Genomic DNA, 19,839 nt, shown 5'->3' with positions numbered 1-19,839 from the left:
TTACTTAATAAAGGCTGACTTTTTAAAAGGTCAGCCTTTATTAAGTAATTTGATGATTTCCTAGGAAATTTGTCGATATACGTAGGCTTATTTTCCCTATTTCTATGCAAAGTCTTTAAATTTTTCTGCTATGTATGGCATAGTAGAATTTACAGATACAATTTGCATCTCTGGATATCTAAGTAAAGTAAGACTTCCGCCAAATACTGCTCCAGTATCAATATTATAGGTATTATTGATGATTCTTGGTTGTTTCACAGGTGTATGACCATAAACAATAATGGCGTTGCCCATATAGTCTTTTGCCCAATCTCTTCTTACAGGAGAGCCATCAGGGTGTTTTTCACCAGTGATATCTCCATACAAAACAAACGTCTTCACTTTAGCATTGGATTTACCTATTAATTCTTCCTTTATTCCAGCATGTGCGATAACAAGTTGATTTTGATCTAATACTAAATGAAGCGGTGATTTTTCGTATAGGTCAATAAATTTATTGCGAATCGATTGTTGCTCTTTCTTTGGTAATGATTTAAATTCTGCAACGGTTGTTTCTAGTCCATGGGATTCCTGAACCTTGTTTCCAAGAAAGTAGCGATACAATTTATTGCAATGATTTCCTGGTGTGTAAAATGCCTTTTTTTTCTCGATGACAAGTCGCCATACTATTTCAGCTACTTTTAGAGAAGATGGCCCGCGGTCGGTTAAATCCCCAACAAATCCTAAGAGTCTATTATCGGGATGTACTGGGATTCCATCCTCCCAGCGGTAACCGCATTTCGTTGTTAGAGCTTCTAATTCTGGTAAACAGCCATGTATATCACCAATAATATCTATTTTCATTGCTATTGTTCCCCCTTTTCATGTATTTTTTGTTTAATTCATTAATTTTATTATAAAAACGAAGGAGGACGAAATATGGAACAGCATGCTCCGGTAATATCCTTATTAGTAGTAGTGACTGTTGCCTTTGTAACGCCTATTCTGCTGCACCGATTAAAGTTAAATTATATTCCAGTGGTAGTTGCAGAGATTATTATGGGTCTAATTATTGGGAAAAGCGGCTTCGATATCGTTCACGAAGATATGTGGTTATCAACGCTCTCTACTCTTGGCTTTATTTTCTTAATGTTTCTTAGTGGATTAGAAATCGATTTTACTGCTTTTACAGGCGGAAAAAAACATAATATTCTTCCGAATGGAAAAAAAGAACCGAACACATTCTTGGTCTCATCGCTTATTTTTATAGGTATTTTTATTTTTTCATTAGGTTTATCCTATTTGTTTGTCTTAGCAGGTTTTATTGACAATGCCTTTTTGATGACACTTATTATTTCAACCATTTCTCTTGGAGTGGTTGTACCAACATTAAAAGAAGCACATCTCATGAAGTCTAATATCGGACAAATTATTTTATTAATAGCCGTAGTAGCTGATTTAGTCACAATGATTCTTCTGGCAATCTTTGTTTCTATCTATGATAAAGGTCAGGGGAATACCTGGCTGCTTTTGATTTTGTTTGCAGCAGGAGTTATCTTGTATTTTGTAGCAAAACGGTTTAAAAATCGACCTTTATTAGAATCAATGTCAAAAGGGACAGTACAAATTGGTACACGTGCTGTATTTATGCTTATTATTGTATTAGTTGGGCTATCTGAGACAGTTGGGGCTGAAAACATTCTAGGTGCTTTCTTAGCTGGAGTACTTGTTTCGCTTCTATCTCCAAATCAGGAACTGATTCATAAACTCGACTCTTTTGGCTATGGGTTCTTTATACCAATCTTTTTTGTTATGATCGGGGTCGAGTTAGATATATGGTCTCTATTTGCAGACAAAAAGCTGTTGTTATTAATACCGCTTTTATTAATAGGACTCCTTCTTTCAAAGGTTGTTCCGGTGTTTTTATTGAAGATCTGGTATGATACGAAAACGGTACTTGCCTCTGGCTTTTTACTAACTTCCACATTATCCTTAGTAATCGCTGCGGCAACGATTGGCGAACGTATGCAGGTAATTACTTCGGAGATGAGCGGGACATTGATATTGGTTGCTGTCATCACCTCAATATTTACACCGATTGCCTTTAAAAAATTGTTTCCGAAAGAAGTTGCACTTGATCGGAAACTAAAAATTGCTTTTTTAGGGGCAAACCAGGTGACACTCCCAGTTTCAAGGGAGCTAAAGTCAAACTTATATGAAACGACCTTGTTTCATACGAAAATGGATAAATCCGACAAACTAATATCCAATTCATTATTCGATATCGTTGAGATTGATGATTATTCTTTGTATACAATTGAAAAAAATAATATTTTTAAAGCTGATATACTTGTTATTTCTACTGGTAATGATCAAACGAATGCTGATCTAGCCTTAAAAGCGAAACAAATGGAAGTTGCAAGGGTTATTGCCCGTATTGAAACACCAGAAATTGAGCAAAGTCTGCGTGGAAATGATATCGAGGTTTTCTCGTCATTTATGTCAACAAAAACATTGTTGCGTGCTTTAATTGAAACACCGAGTGTGATTAATATCCTAACAAATCAAGAAACTGCACTATATGAAATAAAAATGCAAAATGAACAGTTTGAAGGGATGACTTTAAGGAGGTTCCCATTTACTGGTGATGTTATCTTTGTACGGATTTTCCGAGGGAAAGACTCGATTGTTCCTCATGGTGACACCGAACTCCTATTATATGACCGTTTAATTGTAACAGGGTCGAAAGAGTACGTGGATGAACTGAAAAGAGAACTTGAATTTTAATGATGAAAACCAGCTTAGGAAGCTGATACTTTTCATTTTCTAGTAAATAGTGTAATATTAGTACCAAGTACTAATAACTAATATAATGTTTCAAGTGGGGGGACTTTTTCTTTATGAATCTTTCTTTAAATGGTAAAACATATGTGGTAATGGGTGTTGCAAATAAACGTAGTATTGCATGGGGTATTGCTCGTTCATTGCACAACGCAGGTGCGCGGTTAATCTTTACTTATGCAGGTGAAAGACTTGAAGGGAATGTCCGTGAATTAGCAGAATCTTTACAAGCTGAAGGGACCTTAGTACTTCCTTGTGATGTAACAAGTGATGAAGAAGTAGCTAAATGCTTTGCTGAGATTAAAGCAACTGTTGGAACAATACATGGCTTTGCACACTGTATTGCTTTTGCGAACAAAGAAGAATTAAAAGGTGATTACATGAACACGACAAGAGACGGTTTCTTGTTAGCACACAATATCAGTTCTTATTCTTTAACCGCAGTAGCCAAAGAGGCTAAAGAATTGATGGTGGATGGCGGCAGTATTGTAACCTTAACTTACCTTGGTGGAGAGCGTGCATTACCAAACTATAATGTAATGGGTGTAGCGAAGGCTTCTCTTGATGCAAGCGTCCGCTACCTAGCTGCAGATTTAGGGAAAGTTGGAATTCGTGTTAATTCAATCTCTGCTGGTCCAATTAGAACTTTATCAGCCAAGGGAGTTGGCGATTTTAATGAAATTACCAGAGTAGTTGAAGAACGAGCTCCATTACGAAGAGCGACAACCACAGAAGAAGTTGGCGATACTGCTCTATTCCTTTTCAGTGATCTTTCAAGAGGCATTACGGGAGAAAATATTCACGTCGATTCAGGATTTCACATTTTATAATTGTAATGCCCGCTAAAAATGATTAGCGGGCTTTTTCTATGCTCTTTTCTAGCTCCAGAACCTGCGCTTTTGCATTTCTAACTTTTTATGAACGAGTATAGGCAATTTGCATACATATATTGTGTAGGGATAGGTAAATGGAGGTGAATTGGGTGGAGAAAAACACAAAAAGGGGACCGTTACTTTACGTTTCACAGACTTTTTTAAATACTCCTATGAAAAATATGCAGGAAGTATTTACAACCAGGCAGGAAGTCCAGCTGCCGATGGAAGAACCACAGCTAGAAGAGGAAAGCACCAAGAAAAAATTCTATGAGGTTTCACTTGCTAAGACTGATCTTGCCACAGGGTCTGGGTCTAAAGTAAAAGAAGCAAAAGAAGAGATTAAATCCCAAACAAATCAGGAAAAACAGCGTACATTCAATCGAGTAAAAAGCTTTAAGGAAATGGATCTAATGGACCGTTTAGAGTACTTGGCAAATTTGCCTAAAGCGTTGCCACCAGTTCCTTGTGTCTTTTATACCGATGAAAAGAATTATCAAGGATTTTTAGTAGGCTTTAACGAACAGGATATGACCATCAGAATTCCAAATCAATCAACAGAAACCATACCATTAAAAAATTTAAAAGATATCATTATGATTGGAATAAAGAAATAAGCAAAAAAAAGCCAGCCGGATTATCGACTGGCTCATTTTATTACAGGTAATTAGTCACAAAGACCAAGGTCTACGTCGGCAATACACTGTATCGCACAGAAACAATTTAAATCAACTGTAATACAGTCATTGCTGGCGCGGAAACGTTCAACTTGACAGACTCTTTCAAGGTTAATACAGCATCTGTCTCCACCGGCAACAAGATTAATTGGAATAAAGTTTCCACCTTCTCTGCGCCCTGGAATTAGAACACGAAGTGTTGCACAGCAATTATCAAATACATCTTCTACGCGGAAGAAAATTGAAACGCATGCATTGTTTTCGCCACTAAAGAACGCGTGAAATGGTGAACCATCAGCGTTTTTTAATACAAATACACGAGTATCAGCACGATCTCTTCTTGCTGGTGAAACCAATGAACCAAGCGGTTCTAAGAAACAACTAGGACAATCTGCACAATCATCATCTAACACCGCGTTATCCTGGATGTCTTTTATTGCACGAACAACATCGCATACACAGCTATTGCTGCTGTGAGAGTCATTATTTCTGCCACAACCCATAAATTTACTCCTCCTATCCGTGATATATATCTTACATTACTAACATATTTCAACAGTACCCTTTGGGTAACGGACAAACGCCTTCTTGAAAAAAATTAGGCTTATCACAAGGAGAGGATAAAAAACATATGGACATTGACCTATTAAATTTTACTATCTTAGCATTGGCATGCTTCCGATTAACCAGGCTTATTGTTTTTGATAAAATAACAGAGTTTCTCCGCAACCCGTTCTTTGATGAAATAGAAGAAGAAAATGAAGATGGCACTTTTGAAATATACTATGAGCCTAAGAATACACCAGTAAGAAAATTTATTGGTGAGCTTTTAAGCTGTTATTGGTGTACGGGTGTATGGATTTCAGTTGCGGTTGTAGCTGGATATCTAATCTTACCGACTATTTTTGTACCGATTATTCTGGTGTTTGCAGTTGCAGGTTTAGCAGCAATAATTGAATCCATTATTCAAATTTGGTTATAAATAAATAGCATAAATAGTCTTTCGTTTAGACAAGTTATAACTTTTTCTCATATCTTGTAAGTAGTAATATTCCTAAAGCAAGAGTGGTGAAAAAATGAATATTGAAAATAAAAAAACTCATTCAACTAAGCCGGCTCAAACGAAAAAGACGACTAAGAAAAAGGGCTGTGGCTGCGGTAAAAAAACTCAAAAATAGTAGAAAGTAAACTGCCAGTTTTAATGGCGGTTTTTTTTTTAGTGAAATTAAAATGCAAAACATTAGGAAATGTAGTCATAATTTTTGTCATTCTCGAAAAAACTATAATGTAGTGGTGCTTCTATATTTGGAATAAGGGAAGGAAATGAAATGGTCTACATACTCCGACTAATCATCGTAATGGTTTTTGCATCCGTAATGGTTTCCTGTAATCAGGACAAAAATGTGAATGATAGCCAATTGGCCCTCATGAAAACGACCAATCCTAACCCAATTGTTACAGAGAAAAATATTGGGGAGGACAAAGTAAAAAAAATTGAAAAAGAAGTAAGCAATTTAGATGAACTTTATGATGTGGCTGTTGTAAAAGGAAAAAGGGATACACTTGTTGTTTATAAAGTGAAGCATATGCAACGTTTTAAAATGAACAAGATTGAAAAGGACTTAACAAAAAGGCTGAAAAAAAACTTCCCAAAAGAAAACATTACAGTATCAAGCGATTATAAGATTTTTCTTGAGGCTGTTCGGCTAGTTGAGAAAAAGAATAACGGGGACTTATCCGATAAGCAGGCGGAGAAACGACTTAACGAAATTATAAAAATGACATCAGAAATGAAGTAGGAAGGATTGGTTGAAATGGCTGACAAGCAGAAAAATATGACTCCTCAGCAGCAGAAATATCAGCAACTTCAACAAAAGCATGAACTGAAAAGACCTGTTCTAAAGAATTGTTTCAAGGCCTTTTGGGTTGGCGGGTTAATTTGTGTTGTTGGCCAGGCGATAAGTTATTTATATATTTATTTTTTTGACTTTACTGAACAGAATGTTGGTAATCCTACAGTTGCTACAATGGTGTTCTTATCAATGCTTCTAACTGGTTTCGGCGTTTATGACCGCCTTGGACAGTTTGCAGGTGCTGGTAGTGCAGTGCCTGTAACAGGTTTCGGAAATGCAGTGATATCTGCGGCTATCGAGCACAGGACAGAAGGGTTTGTATTAGGCGTTGGTGGAAATATGTTTAAACTAGCTGGCTCTGTTATTCTCTTTGGGGTATTCTCTGCGTTTGTTGTTGCACTCATTAAAACGTTATTGGGAATGTGGGGGGTTTTGTAATTGTTAAAAGGGCATCAATCTTGGATCTTTACTAACCGGCCAATGATAGCTGCAACAGGTGTTTCTGGAGGTCCCTTTGAGGCAAATGGAAATTTAGCTAATGATTTTGATATTTTACATGAAGATTTATGGATGGGGATGGATTCATACGAAAAGGCCCAACGGGTGTTGCTTGAAGAAGCCATTAGAACAACATTAGCCAAGGCAAAAATGGAGAAAGAAAAAATTGAATTTTTATTTGCAGGGGATTTAATTAATCAAATTACTCCAACCAGCTTTGCTGCGAGGACCATGCAAATACCTTATTTTGGTCTTTTTGGTGCATGCTCAACCTCTATGGAAGGTCTAGCTTTAGCGTCATTTATTATTAATTACCAAGGGGCGAAAAACGTACTTACCGGTGCCTCAAGCCATAATGCGGCAACAGAAAAACAATTCCGCTATCCAACCGAGTATGGAGGGCAGAAGCCTCCCACTGCACAATGGACTGTTACAGGTGCTGGGATTGCGCTTATTACAGAAAATCAACCAGGTCACAAGTTGCCAGTAACAACATCTGCAACCATCGGAAAAGTCATTGACATGGGATTGTCGGATCCTTTTAATATGGGCGGTGCAATGGCACCTGCAGCTGCAGATACGATCATGGCTCATTTCAGAGATTTGGAATTAGATCCATCTTACTATGATTTAATTATTACTGGTGACTTAGGCAGAATCGGACATGACACGGCTTTTGAGTTACTAGGAAAGAGTGGACTCAAATTAGAGCGAAAACAATTTCAAGATTGTGGGCTTTTAATATACAAGGATGACCAGCCAGTTCAGGCTGGTGCAAGTGGTGCAGGATGCTCAGCAACCGTATTATATGGTCATTTATTAAACCAAATGAAGAAGGGAATGTATAAGCGAATATTAGTTGTTGCAACCGGTGCATTGTTGTCCCCTCTTAGTTTTCAGCAAAAAGAATCAATTCCTTGTATTGCACATGCAGTGGCCATTGAAATGAATGATGAGGGAAGGTAATCTTTATGTTAGCAATGTTTTTTTGGGCATTTGTGGTTGGGGGAATAATATGTGTAATTGGTCAGCTTTTATTTGATGTTGCTAAGCTAACACCTGGTCACACTCTGAGTTTGTTGGTAGTAGCAGGAGCCATTTTAGATGGATTTGGTCTGTATGAACCGCTGGTTAATTTTGCTGGTGCAGGAGCAACCATTCCAATCACAAGCTTTGGAAATTCTTTAGTGCACGGCGCTATGCAGGATGCAGAAAAGCATGGTCTGATTGGAGTATTAACTGGCATGTTCCAAGTGACAAGCTCTGGGATATCAGCCGCCATTATTTTTGGATTTATCGGTGCACTTCTTTTTAAACCAAAAGGGTAAAAAATCATAGGTTGTCCCTGTGAGAGCGCCTAGTACACTTTGATGCTATAGCTCATATGTTATTAATGAGACTTACCAAAGTGAGGTGACACTCTATGTTCTGTGGATATGGTGGCGGCTATGGCTACGGCTACGGTGGTGGATATTTCGGCGGTTCAACATTCGTTTTAATCGTCGTGTTATTCATTCTTTTAATCATTGTCGGGGCAAGCTTTTATTAAGAAATGGTAAACTTGCAACGAAAAGAAAAGGTTGGTCAAATCAATGGCCAGCCTTTTCTTTTGGGCATTCTTTTCACACTTTTTACCTTCCTTCATACACTATCAGTAGTTTATGAAGGAGAGTGATATGTATCATGGATAATGGATTTTTTAAAAACGTCGAAAAGAAAACTGGCGTTAATATGAAAGATATATTTGATTTAGCTAATTCCCTACAAAATGCAAATTTTAAAGATGAAAAGACTGTTCGCAGTGTTATCCGCCGTGTTTCGCAGATTGCAAATAAGCCTGTCAATCAAGAAACGGAAGATAAAATTGTCCAATCAATTATTTCCGATGGAAAACAGCTTGATTTCAATACAATTTCGAAAATGATAAATAAAAAATAATAATAAAAATAAATGGCCTTTTTCCACATTGGAATCAGGCCATTTATTCTATTTCTTCTTATACGTTAAAGGCGTTAAAAACCTAGTAGGATGTGCCTTTTTGCCTCTTCGATTCTGGGGAAATGAAATCTGCAGTTGATGTTTTGCACGGGTCATCGCTACGTAAAAAAGTCTCCTTTCTTCTTCAAGGGCAGAAAAGTCACCATTTCTACTGCTATCTAATGCGTAATCATGCGGCAGACTGCCATCCACCGCTCCAATGATATACACGTTTTTATATTCCAAACCCTTTGCACGGTGAATCGTACTAAGGCTAATGGCCTCAGTAAAATGCTTGCCTAAATTTTTGATCTCCTTATTCATCGCTGACATATGCTCTGCATGTGACAGTAATGCTTGGATGCTATCAAAGCTTTTTGCTGCAACTTTTAAGTCTTTTAAATCATCAGAGCCTTTATCTTGTTGATTCGACTCATTTCCTCTTTTTTTCAAAAAGTCAAGGAAACCAATGTCCTTTTCAATCGTCTCAATGGCCTGAAGCGGGGAGGAGAATTTCAGTGAACGAATCAGTTGTACAGTTTTTTTTAATTTCTTCTCCTGAAAAGCATGTTTTGTTTTTAAATGGGAAAGTGCCTCAATATTGGAACAATCTTTAAGAATACTTTCTGCCCTTATATCTTTAAGAACTGACTGCTTTAAAAATAATATAGGTAAAATATCAGATAAAGCCTGATGGTCATCTTCGTGTAAGCTTATTTTAAGAAATGAAAGAATACTTTTAACAATGCGTCGTTCGTAAAAAGCTTCTGAATCTAAATCAATTTTAAATGGTAAATTTGAACTAGCCAATCGTTCAAATATAGCTCGCGACCCGGCATTTGTCCGATATAATATCGCAAAATCAGATGGAGTTGCACCTTGGACGATTTTCTCTTGGATATCAGTTACAATCATGGTCGCCTCCTCTTCCTCATCAAAGGGGAAAAAGAGAAGAAGCGGTGTTTCCGATTCAAATTGTGCTTTCATTTTCTTTATTCTTCTAATTTTGTTTTTTGAGATCATGTTATTGGCTGCAGAGACAATTTCATGTGAAGAACGATAATTTTCTTCAAGGAATACTGTCTTTGCGGATGGAAAGTCTTTTTCAAATTCCAGCAGATAGCTTGGATCACTTCCTCGAAAGGAATAAATGGCTTGATCATCATCACCAACTGCACAGACATTTTTATGTTTGCCCGAAAGTAGTTTTACCAGTTCAAACTGCACTTTATTTATATCTTGAAATTCATCAATGAGAAAATATTGAAAACGGTTTTGATAGAGCTCGAGTAGAGCTGGGGTAGAACTTAGTAGCTGAAAGCAGCCAATCAACATATCGTCAAAATCAAAGAGACCTTCTTGGCATTTATATTCCTCATATTGTTTATAAAGGAAGACTGCTTTTTCTTCCCAATCAGATGCTGGTTTCACTTCATGGGGAAACAGTAATGAATTTTTCCAAAAGCCAATTTGCTGAAGTGCTAAATCATAGGAAAACTCTTTTTCCGATAAATCAATTTCCTTACCGGCATCCTTCAAAATCTTAACTCGCTGCCAATCTTTTTTCAGAAGACGTTCGGATGACCAGTTGCTCCCTTCGTGGAACATAAGGATTCGGTAAAAAATACTGTGGAAGGTGCCTGTCACCAACTTATTTATTTGTTCCTTTTTGATCTCGGGATAGGAAAGTAAACGATTTTTCATTTCTCCAGCAGCCTTTGAAGTAAAGGTAACGAGCATGATGGTGCGTGGATCGATTTTTTTAACATCTATCATATAGGCCGTCCTGGCTGTCAGAACTCTTGTCTTACCGCTTCCAGCTCCAGCTAGAACTAATAAGGAACCTTCAGTTTCCACTACAGCTGCAGCCTGACTTTTATCTAATTTGACGCCATTCACAGCCAGCTGTCTTAAATAGGGGTCTTGATTAAAATGGGCCTGACTTTCTATCTTAGTAAAAGGTATCGTACATACTACCGATTTAGCAGGTCGATGTAAACTTGAACTTTTTGTAGTTTCGATAATGGTTCTACCTTGGGGGATACGAAAACCATTCCGCTCAACGAAAACAGGTTCAAGTTCTTCCAAAATCGGTTCTGGACATGCCTTTTCCGGGTATTTTATATGATAAAAATGAGGATGCTTCTGTATTCCAAGAAACAAACGTACTTTTTCATTGCAAACCGGACAGGATAACTCACCATTTTTCCCCTGTAAATATATTCGTTGATATTGTTCTCTAGCTAATTGATCGAGAATAATCCTTTGATTTTGTTTCATAGCAGATTTCATATTTTAGCCTCTTCTTTTAAAAATACGACAACCTACATCATAACAAAATCGGTTTCAATCGAAAAGTGCCTGAAACATAATGGAATGTAAAAAGCACCTGCCAGGTATGGGCAAGTGCTTGAAATTAAATTTTTTTTATCATTGTTTTATGAGGAATACCTGCATCTAAAAATTCCTCCGAAACAACCTCATACCCAAGACCAGCATAGAATGGAATGGCATGTGTTTGAGCATTTAACTTTAATTTATGTAGCCCTTTTCCTAAAGCAAAAGCCTCAATTTCATTCATTATTGCCTTTCCAGAACCAGTTTTTCTAGCCTCTTTTAACACACATATTCGTTCTACTTTTCCAAAACCATCAACAATCCGAAATCGACCTGCAGCAATTGGCACACCTGTCATGTAGGATACAAAATGAGTAGATTCATCCTCTAATGCATCAATTTCTTCTTCCTCAGGGACATTTTGTTCATCGATAAAAACAGTTCTTCTAACTGAGAATGCATCTTTAAGCTCTTTTTCATTTTCAACAATTTTTACATTCATTTATTGATTATTCCTTTCTAAGACGAAATGTTTCATAGACTGTCCAAGAACCATTTTCTAGTTGATAAAGAAGGTGGAATCGATCAATCGTTTCTTCATGGTCAAAGCTTTTCATCCGTAATGAACCATATACATCTGAATGCTCATCATTGGATAAGTTTTGACCAATTGTAATATGTGGTACGAAAGCATACTCCAAGTTTTGCTCGCTAAATTCTTGATTAATTTCATTATGCAATTTAGTTAACTCTTTAGTAGGTTCAACCTTAAGGTAAATAACATTATTCACAGGCTGAAATGAGCTGATTTTTAATGTTTTTAATGGGAATTCTTTGTTATTTTCAGCTATTTGTCTTAATTTATTTGCAAAATTTACTACTTCTTCTTCGTTGGCTTCAAATCCTTTCAACGTTAGATGTGGAGTAATAAGTGAATAATGCGGGTCATACCGTTTACGATAAGAATTTGCTAAATCTTGTAGTTTTTTTGATGGGAAAATGACAACTCCATATTTCATATGTATTACCTCCAGATTATAGATTCGTCGTCCTGTATGATATTATAGCAAATATTCAAAAAATATGAAATCAACCATCAAGAAGTTAAAACATCATCTTAAGTGCTCTTTTTAAATCTGGCTGCCAATATGTCCAGGTATGATCACCATTGAATTCATCATAGAAGTATGTATGTGACTTGCTTTTAATAAGAGAGGAAAGCTTCCGATTTGGTAGTAGAAAGTCACTTATTTTACCGTTTGTGGTTTGTACTTTTGTTTCAAGTGTTCCAACGACATGATATATTTCTAATAGCTCTGTTTCTTGGAAGCTTTCTGTCATTCCTATAACCTCCTCATCAACATATGGTGATTGCAGAATCACTTTTCCAAAGGTGTGTGGGTACTGGAGAGCGGTCATAAACGATACAGTTGCTCCAAGCGAGTCACCAATCAGCCCTCTGGTTGTACCCATATGATAGGTTGGAAACTCCTTATCAAGGAATGAGACTAATTCATGGGCTAAAAAGCGGATATATTGTTGATTCTGTTCACCATCAGGATGGTATTTCCTACGGCGATCTGCTACATCCTTATAGGGTAGCCCAACAATGATTAAATTTTCAATTTCTCGTTTATAAAGGTACTCATCTGCTAATCGTCCTAGTCTGCCAAGTTGAAAATAATCGCGTCCATCCTGGGCAATCAACAGGGAGTATTTATATAATGGTGAGAAATTTGCTGGCAAATAGACAAGAAGAAGCACATCTTCTCCTAGTTCCCTGCTCTTTATAGTAAGTTCTTTTATCGTGCCTTTTGGTATCTCCATGTGAAAATTCCCCCAATGTTCAATCGATACAACTGAATTTTATCATAATTATAGTGGAATTGCGCTAATGGGAGGAGAGTGTTATTTTAATGAAGGAAGGATTTTTTTGAACGGTTATTTGGCATAATGGATAGGATATTGTCTCGGCGGAAGGTGCGAACCTGATTTCGGAGCAGGCAATAAGCACGTATGTACTCGTCGTTGATTTCCTTCACAATTAATTTACGTTGGGAAATTTGCTGGTCTTCCGAAAGATAAATCATTTCTAACGGAATATTTTCCTCTATAGAATGTAATAAAAGCCCATCCATGTAATTCCCTCCATTCTTTATCATATTATCATTATATCCGAACGTTCGTTCTTTATTCGAATGATTTTAGAACAAAACTATTGACTTTATTATCGTTTTTACTATAATAGAATATGTACCTTAATTAAAGATCTGATAGTTCAGCGGGAGAATACATCCTTGACAGGGATGGGGTCGGGGGTTCGAATCCCTCTCAGATCATAAATTGAAAATCCTAACATCTAAATGGTGTTAGGATTTTTTTGTGATTTTTAGTTCGGATTAAGTATATTAGAATCCAATAAATATATGTAATAAATGTATGGAAAATGGACTTACAATTGGCAAAAACAGAACGTATGTTTTATAATTAAAGTATGTTCATATGAATGTAAGGAGGAAAAACCAGGTGAAAAGAGTCTGGGCTTATTATCGTGTTTCAACAAAAAGTCAAGTCTTACACCATGATACTACACTTCAACAGAAAGCTTGTTTAAACTACATAAATAATTTTGGCAATTGGAAAGTAGAACGAGAGATTGAGGAATTAGCTGTTTCAGGGTTTAGTGTAAAGCTTGAAGATCGAAAAGGAATCAATAGGATATTGTTAGGAGCTAAACAAAAAGAATTTGAGGTATTACTTGTTTTCATGTTGGACAGGATTGGTAGGAAAAAGGATGAAATGAAATTCCTTTTCGATACATTAATTAGTAATGGAATTGAAATCTGGTCTGTTACTGAAGGAATGGTTTCAAAGTTTTCCGAAAGGGAATCTGACTATTACCTTCAATGTTCAACAGAAGTGGAAAAAACATCACAAAGAGTAAAAAGGAGGTTTGTTCAATTAAAAGAAGAAGGTAATTTTACGGGAGGATCCCCACCATTTGGATACAAAATCACAAAAATGGAAGGTATATCAGAATTAGCAATTCACCCTGAAGAAGCAGTGGTTGTTAAGAAAATATTTTATCTTGCTGCTATTGAAGAATTAGGTTGTAGCAAAATTTCCCAAGAACTAAATCGTTTAGGTATTTATACTCGTTTTGGGAAACAATGGATATACTCCACTCTTACGAGAATATTAAGAAATCCTATTTATATTGGTTATACCGCATATAATAAATGTAGTAATTTACTTGGAAAACATAAGCGTTCAGACTGGAAGCTTCAACCCAAAAAAGACAATTTAGTTATTATAGATCAGGAAATATTTAATAGGACTCAAGAATTAATGGATAAAAGAAGACCCTATGAAGACTATTCTGGGACTACAATAAAGAGTTCTTTTCTATTAAGTGAATTAATATACTGTGGGTACTGCGGTAAAAAACTAAAAGCTGAGAATAATAGGAATAAATCGAAAAAAGGAGCAGAAAAGAAATTATCTGAAACTAAAATTTATCGTCGATATGTTTGCGAACATGCAAAAAATAAACATGAAATTCATGATCAACGGGATTTTGGTGCTGACAAACATGAGAAATTAATTATTTCATTTATAGCAGACTTAATAAAAGTTGAAACGTTTTTAATTGATGAAGAGGGAATTAAACAAGAAATAGAATTCTGTATTAGTGAAATAAAAAAGATAAAACAAAAATTAAGTCAACTGTATATCTCTTATTTTCAGTTAAAAAAAGATAATCACTTGACCAGATTAACCACTCTAGAAAAACAACTGATTGAATTAAATAAAAAGCTATTTAACAAAGATATTACATTTTCAATTCTTACTACTAAAGAACAATCAATCAAACTTTTAAAAATAGAGTTACCTAATTGGCTTACAAATTATAATGCATGTACCGAATTGGACAAAAGACTGATGTTAGGGAGAATAATTGAAAAAATAATACTTACAAAAGGAAGTTTTGAGTTAATAACAAAAGATTATTTTTCCACGAACACTCAAATCACTTATCAAATTAATAAGTAAATCTTTTTCTTACTAAGTAAAAAAAATATATTGTAATTTGGCTATAAGCTTGACAGGGAAGGGGTCGGGGGTTCGAATCCCTCTCAGAGCATAAATTGAAAATCCTAACATCTAAATGGTGTTAGGATTTTTTTATGTTCTACCTTGACCGTAATTATGATGGAATTATGAACAAATTAAATAGAGTCTTTACATTATTTTTTTGCGAGTTATAATACCCGTATAGGTATAAACCTAAGGGGGTATACCGTTGGACATAAAATTAAAATAAATAAAGTTTATATACTAAGATTTCAACGGAGGAGAATTTATTATGACTAAGAAAATAGTCATTGTTGGTGGAGTTGCTGGTGGAGCGACAGCTGCAGCAAGATTAAGAAGAATAAGTGACGATGTAGAGATTGTGCTTGTAGAACGTGGAGAACATATATCATTTGCGAATTGTGGTTTACCCTATTACATTGGTGAAACCATTAAGAATCGAAGTAAGTTATTAGTACAAACCGTAAAAGGAATGTCGGAACGATTTAATCTTGATATTCGGAACTTTAGTGAAGCAATGAGCATAAATCCCGGAAGCAAAACCGTTACGATAAAAAGTCTTCAAAACGGAGAAGTTTATGAAGAATCTTATGACAAGCTATTATTATCTCCTGGGGCAAGACCAATCGTTCCACCTATTCCTGGATTAAGTGAAAATCAAACATTATTTACATTAAGAAATATTCCTGATACGGATAAGATCAAAAATCATGTAGATAACAATAATCCAAAAAGGGCTGTTGTTGTCGGTGGTGGCTTTATTGGAATTGAGATGGCAGAGAACCTAGTTGAAAGAGGAATACAAGTGACAATTATTGAAATGGCCAATCAAATTATGGCACCTATTGATTTTGAAATGGCAAGTATTTTACACACTCATTTAAAAGAAAAAGGTGTAAATCTCATATTAGAAAATGGTGTCAGCGCATTTGCTGAACAGGGCAAGAAAATAGTCCTATCAGATGGAACGGAAATCCAAACAGATATGACCATTCTTTCAATCGGTGTTAGACCAGAAAATGAATTAGCAAAAACAGCTGGATTGGAATTAGGAGAGCGTGGAGGAATCGTTATAAATGAATATCTTCAAACTTCTAATGAAGATATTTATGCGGTTGGGGATGCTGTTGAGGTTGTCGATTACATTAATGGTACAAAAGCCATGATTCCACTTGCTGGTCCTGCAAATCGACAAGGACGTATTGCAGCGAATAACATGATGGGCAAAAAAGAGAAGTATCAGGGGACATTAGGTACCTCGATTGCAAAGGTGTTTGAATTAACTGTTGCTGCAACAGGAGCCAATGAGAAAACATTAAAGCGTTTAGATGTTAATTATGAAGTTGTTCATATTCATCCAAGTTCTCATGCGGGATATTATCCAGGAGCGGCACCGATTGCATTAAAAGTAATCTTTGATAAAGAAACTGGAAAAATCTTTGGTGCTCAGGCAGTAGGTGCAGACGGCGTTGACAAGCGAATGGATGTTATTTCAACAGCTATTAAGGGTGGATTAACAGTAGAAGATTTAACAAATTTAGAATTATCTTATGCACCACCGTTTTCTTCAGCAAAAGATCCTGTTAATATGGCAGGTTATGTGGCAACGAATATCATGGAAGGTGAATTAGAACATATCCAATGGCATCAGGTTAACAAAATCGTATCAGAAGGTGGACTTTTGATTGATGTTCGCGAACCAATGGAACGTGAATTTGGTTTTATTGAAGGTTCCATTAATATCTCCCTGAACGATTTACGAACTAAATTAGATGCAATCCCAAAAGATAAGACGGTTTATGTAAGCTGTCAAGTAGGATTAAGAGGATATTTAGCAAGCCGGATTCTAAAAAATAATGGTTATCATGTAAAAAATGTCGATGGTGGCTGGAAAACCTATTCCTCTGTATATGGAAGCAATATAAATAAAAATGTTGAAACAAAAACAAACGACCTTGGTGAGACAGAGATACTAAAAGACCGCTTTTAACAGCGGTCTTTTATATGTTAGACTATTTATTACCCTTGACATTATACCTATAGGGGTATAATATAGAGCATGTCATTGAAATTTGTTTCTTTGTAGGAGGCTTAAATGATATATTTAATATTAGCTTCAATAATAATACTAGTTATAGTATATAAAAGATATTTCCCAGTTCTGGGTGTAAAATATTATCAATTAGGAGAACTTGATTTGTCTAAAGTGAAAATTCTTGATATAAGAGACTATAATGAATCTTATAAGAATCCGATAGAAGGTTCATTGAATATTCCTTTAGGGTATCTAAAAAGAAATATTAATGAGATTCCACATTTAGATTTACATTTAGTTGTATCAAGTTTACTTGAAAAAAATGTTGGAGCCCGTGTTTTAAGACAAAAGGGATATCGAGTTGTTGGATATTCATTTGAAAGTAGTAAATTGAATGAAAGTCATTTTGAAATAAAAGCTAACTGCTAAGGAGGTAAAAGTCATGGACTATAATGATCAAATAAAAAATAGGGTGAAACGTATCGAGGGGCAACTAAGAGGAATCTTACGATTAATGGAAGAAGATAAGGATTGTAAAGATGTCATTACTCAGTTATCTGCAGCTAGAACAGCCATTGATCGAACAATAGGGGTAATTGTAAGTTCAAATTTAGTCGAGTGTGTCAAAAAAGCAGAGGAAACGCATGAAAGAAGTGCAGAGGAATTAATCAAAGAAGCAGTAAATCTATTAGTTAAAAGTCGATAAAAAAGGGTTGACACCCTCTTTTATTTTTATTATTATCATACCCATAGGGGTAAAGGTAAAATGCTTATTTTTTTGTTCGTACAAATACCCGTATAGGTAATTAATATATAGGAGGGTTATAAAAATGACAGAAAAGAAAAAAACAACGATCGTCTTATTAAGCGGTGATTATGATAAAGCGATGGCAGCTTACATTATTGCAAACGGTGCTGCAGCCTATGATCATGAAGTAACGATCTTTCACACGTTCTGGGGATTAAATGCGTTACGAAAAGATGAAAGTATTGCTGTTGAAAAAGGATTTCTGGAGAAAATGTTTGCAAAAATGATGCCAAGAGGTGCCGATAACATGGGTCTTTCTAGAATGAACTTTGCTGGTTTTGGGCCTAAGTTGATTAAAAAAGTTATGAAGAAACACAATGCACTTCCTCTTCCTCAACTAATCGAGATGGCTCAAGAGCAGGATATAAAATTAATAGCATGTACCATGACGATGGATTTACTTGGTCTGCAAGAAGAAGAGCTTTTAAATAATATTGAGTATGCAGGAGTTGCTGCATATTTAGCAGAGGCCGAAGAAGGTAATGTCAATCTGTTCATTTAATTTATATGGGAATATCTTCCCTAAAACTATAGGAGGTACTACACATGGATTATATAAATTACGTAATTTTAGCACTTTTCATAATATTTATTGGATATCGTATCCTGCCTACTAAAGGTGTACGAAATATTTCAACCGTAGAATTAAAAAATGAATTAAGGGATAAAGATAAATTATTTATTGATGTTAGAACACCTGGAGAATATAAAGGTAATCACATTAGAGAATTTAAGAATATTCCACTTAATCTACTTACACAAAAAGCGGAGAAAGAACTTTCAAAGGACAAAGAAGTAATTGTTATTTGTCAAAGTGGTATGAGAAGCGGGCAAGCAAGTAAGCTATTAAAAAAATTAGGCTATACGAAAGTAACAAACGTAAAAGGCGGCATGAACGCTTGGTCATAATAATTGAAATAAGGGGAGGATTTTACAATGAAAGCAATAACTGCAAAGGAAGTTGAACAATTACTAAATGAAGGAAAAAAATTAAATATTATTGATGTTCGTGAAGTAGATGAGGTAGCAGCTGGAAAGATTCCTGGTGCAGTAAACATTCGGTTAGGATTATTGGAGTTCCGTATGTATGAATTAGATAAATCAAAAGAATATATCATGGTTTGTCGGTCTGGAGCTAGAAGTGGTCAGGCATCTCAATTTCTTGAGTATCAAGGATTTAATGTGATTAATATGACAGGTGGAATGATGTCCTGGGAAGGAATAGTAGAATAAATTTTTTTAACTAATAAAATACCCATCTGGGTATAAAAATAGGAGGATATTAAATGGATAGCATGAAAGCAAATGTAATTTTAGACGCAAAGGGATTAGCATGTCCAATGCCAATTGTTAAAACAAAGAAGACAATGAGTGGATTGGAGGCTGGTCAAGTATTGGAAGTCCTAGCAACAGATAAAGGATCCAAAGCTGATATTAAGGCTTGGTCTGAAAGTACAGGTCATCAGTATTTAGGGACGTTGGAGGAAGGAGAAGTATTAAAGCATTATATAAGAAAGTCATCTAATGATGAAACAATTGAAAGAACACATCCCAATGTCGTTAATAATAACGAACTCGAAATGAAACTTGCTACGAGTGAAAATATTGTTGTTCTTGATGTAAGAGAAACAGCAGAATATGCGTTTAATCATATTCCTAATGCTATCTCGATTCCTTTGGGTGAACTAGAACAACGTTCAGGTGAATTAGAGAAAGAAGAAGAAATCTATGTTGTTTGCCGAACAGGAAACCGAAGTGACCTTGCTGCACAAAAGCTGGCAGAAAAGGGATTTACTAAAGTAATTAACATAGTACCAGGGATGAGTCAGTGGTCTGGGAAAACAACTAGTTTTCTAAAGTAGCATTA

The 19,839-nt window shown here is 35.7% G+C and carries 25 protein-coding genes and 1 tRNA gene; 19 read left to right on the top strand and 7 right to left on the bottom strand.

Annotation, left to right across the window (positions count from 1 at the left end):
- Positions 1-102: 102 nt before the first annotated feature.
- A complete protein-coding gene (gene prpE, locus V7124_RS24670) occupies positions 103-843 on the bottom strand; it encodes a bis(5'-nucleosyl)-tetraphosphatase PrpE (RefSeq protein ID WP_335494307.1) in 741 nt (246 codons plus the stop codon).
- Between the two features lie 75 nt (positions 844-918).
- Between prpE and V7124_RS24665 the strand changes: the two genes are divergently transcribed.
- The 3 genes from V7124_RS24665 to V7124_RS24655 all read left to right on the top strand — a co-directional run bounded on the left by V7124_RS24665 (position 919) and on the right by V7124_RS24655 (position 4,309).
- A complete protein-coding gene (locus tag V7124_RS24665) occupies positions 919-2,766 on the top strand; it encodes a monovalent cation:proton antiporter family protein (RefSeq protein WP_335494305.1) in 1,848 nt (615 codons plus the stop codon).
- Positions 2,767-2,879: 113 nt separating this feature from the next.
- A complete protein-coding gene (gene fabI / locus V7124_RS24660) occupies positions 2,880-3,650 on the top strand; it encodes an enoyl-ACP reductase FabI (RefSeq protein ID WP_335410610.1) in 771 nt (256 codons plus the stop codon).
- Between the two features lie 152 nt (positions 3,651-3,802).
- Positions 3,803-4,309 carry a CotO family spore coat protein gene (locus V7124_RS24655; protein WP_335410608.1) on the top strand — a complete coding sequence of 169 codons (507 nt, stop codon included), beginning with the start codon at positions 3,803-3,805 and terminating at the stop codon, positions 4,307-4,309.
- Positions 4,310-4,359: 50 nt separating this feature from the next.
- Here the strand turns inward: V7124_RS24655 and V7124_RS24650 are convergent, their stop codons facing one another.
- Positions 4,360-4,872, bottom strand: coding sequence for a CotY/CotZ family spore coat protein (locus V7124_RS24650; RefSeq protein WP_335410605.1), 513 nt, complete (start codon positions 4,870-4,872; stop codon positions 4,360-4,362).
- A gap of 128 nt (positions 4,873-5,000) precedes the next feature.
- Between V7124_RS24650 and V7124_RS24645 the strand changes: the two genes are divergently transcribed.
- From V7124_RS24645 to V7124_RS24615, 7 genes are all read left to right on the top strand, one after another.
- The gene (locus tag V7124_RS24645) at positions 5,001-5,351 is read left to right on the top strand and encodes a DUF1360 domain-containing protein (protein WP_335410603.1); all 351 of its coding nucleotides are present in this window, start codon (positions 5,001-5,003) and stop codon (positions 5,349-5,351) included.
- A 346-nt stretch (positions 5,352-5,697) separates the two neighbouring features.
- Positions 5,698-6,168: a YhcN/YlaJ family sporulation lipoprotein gene (locus V7124_RS24640; protein WP_335410601.1), complete on the top strand. Its 471-nt coding sequence runs from the start codon at positions 5,698-5,700 to the stop codon at positions 6,166-6,168.
- A 15-nt stretch (positions 6,169-6,183) separates the two neighbouring features.
- Positions 6,184-6,660 carry a stage V sporulation protein AC gene (spoVAC, locus tag V7124_RS24635; protein ID WP_335410600.1) on the top strand — a complete coding sequence of 159 codons (477 nt, stop codon included), beginning with the start codon at positions 6,184-6,186 and terminating at the stop codon, positions 6,658-6,660.
- Complete coding sequence (gene spoVAD, locus V7124_RS24630; protein WP_335410598.1) at positions 6,661-7,686, top strand: stage V sporulation protein AD; 1,026 nt, start codon at positions 6,661-6,663, stop codon at positions 7,684-7,686.
- A 5-nt stretch (positions 7,687-7,691) separates the two neighbouring features.
- A complete protein-coding gene (spoVAE, locus tag V7124_RS24625) occupies positions 7,692-8,048 on the top strand; it encodes a stage V sporulation protein AE (protein ID WP_335410596.1) in 357 nt (118 codons plus the stop codon).
- Positions 8,049-8,143: 95 nt separating this feature from the next.
- Positions 8,144-8,269 (top strand): YjcZ family sporulation protein, encoded by a 126-nt coding sequence (locus V7124_RS24620; RefSeq protein ID WP_335410594.1) that lies wholly within the window; start codon positions 8,144-8,146, stop codon positions 8,267-8,269.
- A gap of 134 nt (positions 8,270-8,403) precedes the next feature.
- On the top strand, positions 8,404-8,658 hold the full coding sequence (locus V7124_RS24615) for a stage VI sporulation protein F (protein ID WP_335410592.1): 255 nt from the start codon (positions 8,404-8,406) through the stop codon (positions 8,656-8,658).
- A gap of 48 nt (positions 8,659-8,706) precedes the next feature.
- On the opposite strand, the gene V7124_RS24610 is transcribed toward V7124_RS24615, so the two are convergent.
- The 5 genes from V7124_RS24610 to V7124_RS24590 all read right to left on the bottom strand — a co-directional run bounded on the left by V7124_RS24610 (position 8,707) and on the right by V7124_RS24590 (position 13,172).
- On the bottom strand, positions 8,707-10,989 hold the full coding sequence (locus tag V7124_RS24610; protein ID WP_335494302.1) for a UvrD-helicase domain-containing protein: 2,283 nt from the start codon (positions 10,987-10,989) through the stop codon (positions 8,707-8,709).
- 124 nt (positions 10,990-11,113) lie between these two features.
- Positions 11,114-11,536 (bottom strand): GNAT family N-acetyltransferase, encoded by a 423-nt coding sequence (locus tag V7124_RS24605; RefSeq protein ID WP_335494300.1) that lies wholly within the window; start codon positions 11,534-11,536, stop codon positions 11,114-11,116.
- Between the two features lie 7 nt (positions 11,537-11,543).
- Positions 11,544-12,053, bottom strand: coding sequence for a YjcG family protein (locus V7124_RS24600; RefSeq protein ID WP_335410586.1), 510 nt, complete (start codon positions 12,051-12,053; stop codon positions 11,544-11,546).
- Between the two features lie 85 nt (positions 12,054-12,138).
- Positions 12,139-12,861: an alpha/beta hydrolase gene (locus V7124_RS24595; RefSeq protein WP_335494298.1), complete on the bottom strand. Its 723-nt coding sequence runs from the start codon at positions 12,859-12,861 to the stop codon at positions 12,139-12,141.
- A gap of 86 nt (positions 12,862-12,947) precedes the next feature.
- Positions 12,948-13,172, bottom strand: coding sequence for a hypothetical protein (locus tag V7124_RS24590; RefSeq protein ID WP_335410581.1), 225 nt, complete (start codon positions 13,170-13,172; stop codon positions 12,948-12,950).
- Positions 13,173-13,301: 129 nt separating this feature from the next.
- Between V7124_RS24590 and V7124_RS24585 the strand changes: the two genes are divergently transcribed.
- The 9 genes from V7124_RS24585 to V7124_RS24545 all read left to right on the top strand — a co-directional run bounded on the left by V7124_RS24585 (position 13,302) and on the right by V7124_RS24545 (position 19,834).
- Positions 13,302-13,373, top strand: a tRNA-Val gene (locus V7124_RS24585).
- 187 nt (positions 13,374-13,560) lie between these two features.
- The gene (locus V7124_RS24580) at positions 13,561-15,087 is read left to right on the top strand and encodes a recombinase family protein (RefSeq protein WP_335494296.1); all 1,527 of its coding nucleotides are present in this window, start codon (positions 13,561-13,563) and stop codon (positions 15,085-15,087) included.
- A gap of 313 nt (positions 15,088-15,400) precedes the next feature.
- Positions 15,401-17,119 (top strand): CoA-disulfide reductase, encoded by a 1,719-nt coding sequence (locus V7124_RS24575; RefSeq protein ID WP_335494294.1) that lies wholly within the window; start codon positions 15,401-15,403, stop codon positions 17,117-17,119.
- Between the two features lie 105 nt (positions 17,120-17,224).
- The gene (locus tag V7124_RS24570; protein ID WP_335494292.1) at positions 17,225-17,593 is read left to right on the top strand and encodes a hypothetical protein; all 369 of its coding nucleotides are present in this window, start codon (positions 17,225-17,227) and stop codon (positions 17,591-17,593) included.
- Between the two features lie 13 nt (positions 17,594-17,606).
- Positions 17,607-17,870 carry a metal-sensitive transcriptional regulator gene (locus tag V7124_RS24565; protein ID WP_335410575.1) on the top strand — a complete coding sequence of 88 codons (264 nt, stop codon included), beginning with the start codon at positions 17,607-17,609 and terminating at the stop codon, positions 17,868-17,870.
- Positions 17,871-17,994: 124 nt separating this feature from the next.
- Entirely contained in the window at positions 17,995-18,474 is a 480-nt protein-coding gene (locus V7124_RS24560) for a DsrE/DsrF/DrsH-like family protein (RefSeq protein ID WP_335494290.1), read from the top strand.
- Positions 18,475-18,518: 44 nt separating this feature from the next.
- A complete protein-coding gene (locus V7124_RS24555) occupies positions 18,519-18,881 on the top strand; it encodes a rhodanese-like domain-containing protein (protein WP_335494288.1) in 363 nt (120 codons plus the stop codon).
- 27 nt (positions 18,882-18,908) lie between these two features.
- On the top strand, positions 18,909-19,205 hold the full coding sequence (locus tag V7124_RS24550) for a rhodanese-like domain-containing protein (protein WP_335494285.1): 297 nt from the start codon (positions 18,909-18,911) through the stop codon (positions 19,203-19,205).
- A 53-nt stretch (positions 19,206-19,258) separates the two neighbouring features.
- Entirely contained in the window at positions 19,259-19,834 is a 576-nt protein-coding gene (locus V7124_RS24545; RefSeq protein ID WP_335494283.1) for a sulfurtransferase TusA family protein, read from the top strand.
- Positions 19,835-19,839: the final 5 nt, after the last annotated feature.

It is taken from the genome of Neobacillus niacini (assembly GCF_036961885.1).
GTDB classification, from domain to species: domain Bacteria; phylum Bacillota; class Bacilli; order Bacillales; family Cytobacillaceae; genus Neobacillus; species Neobacillus niacini_H.
Note: the sequence above shows the minus strand (reverse complement) of the source record. Positions and strands in the feature narration are given on the sequence as shown.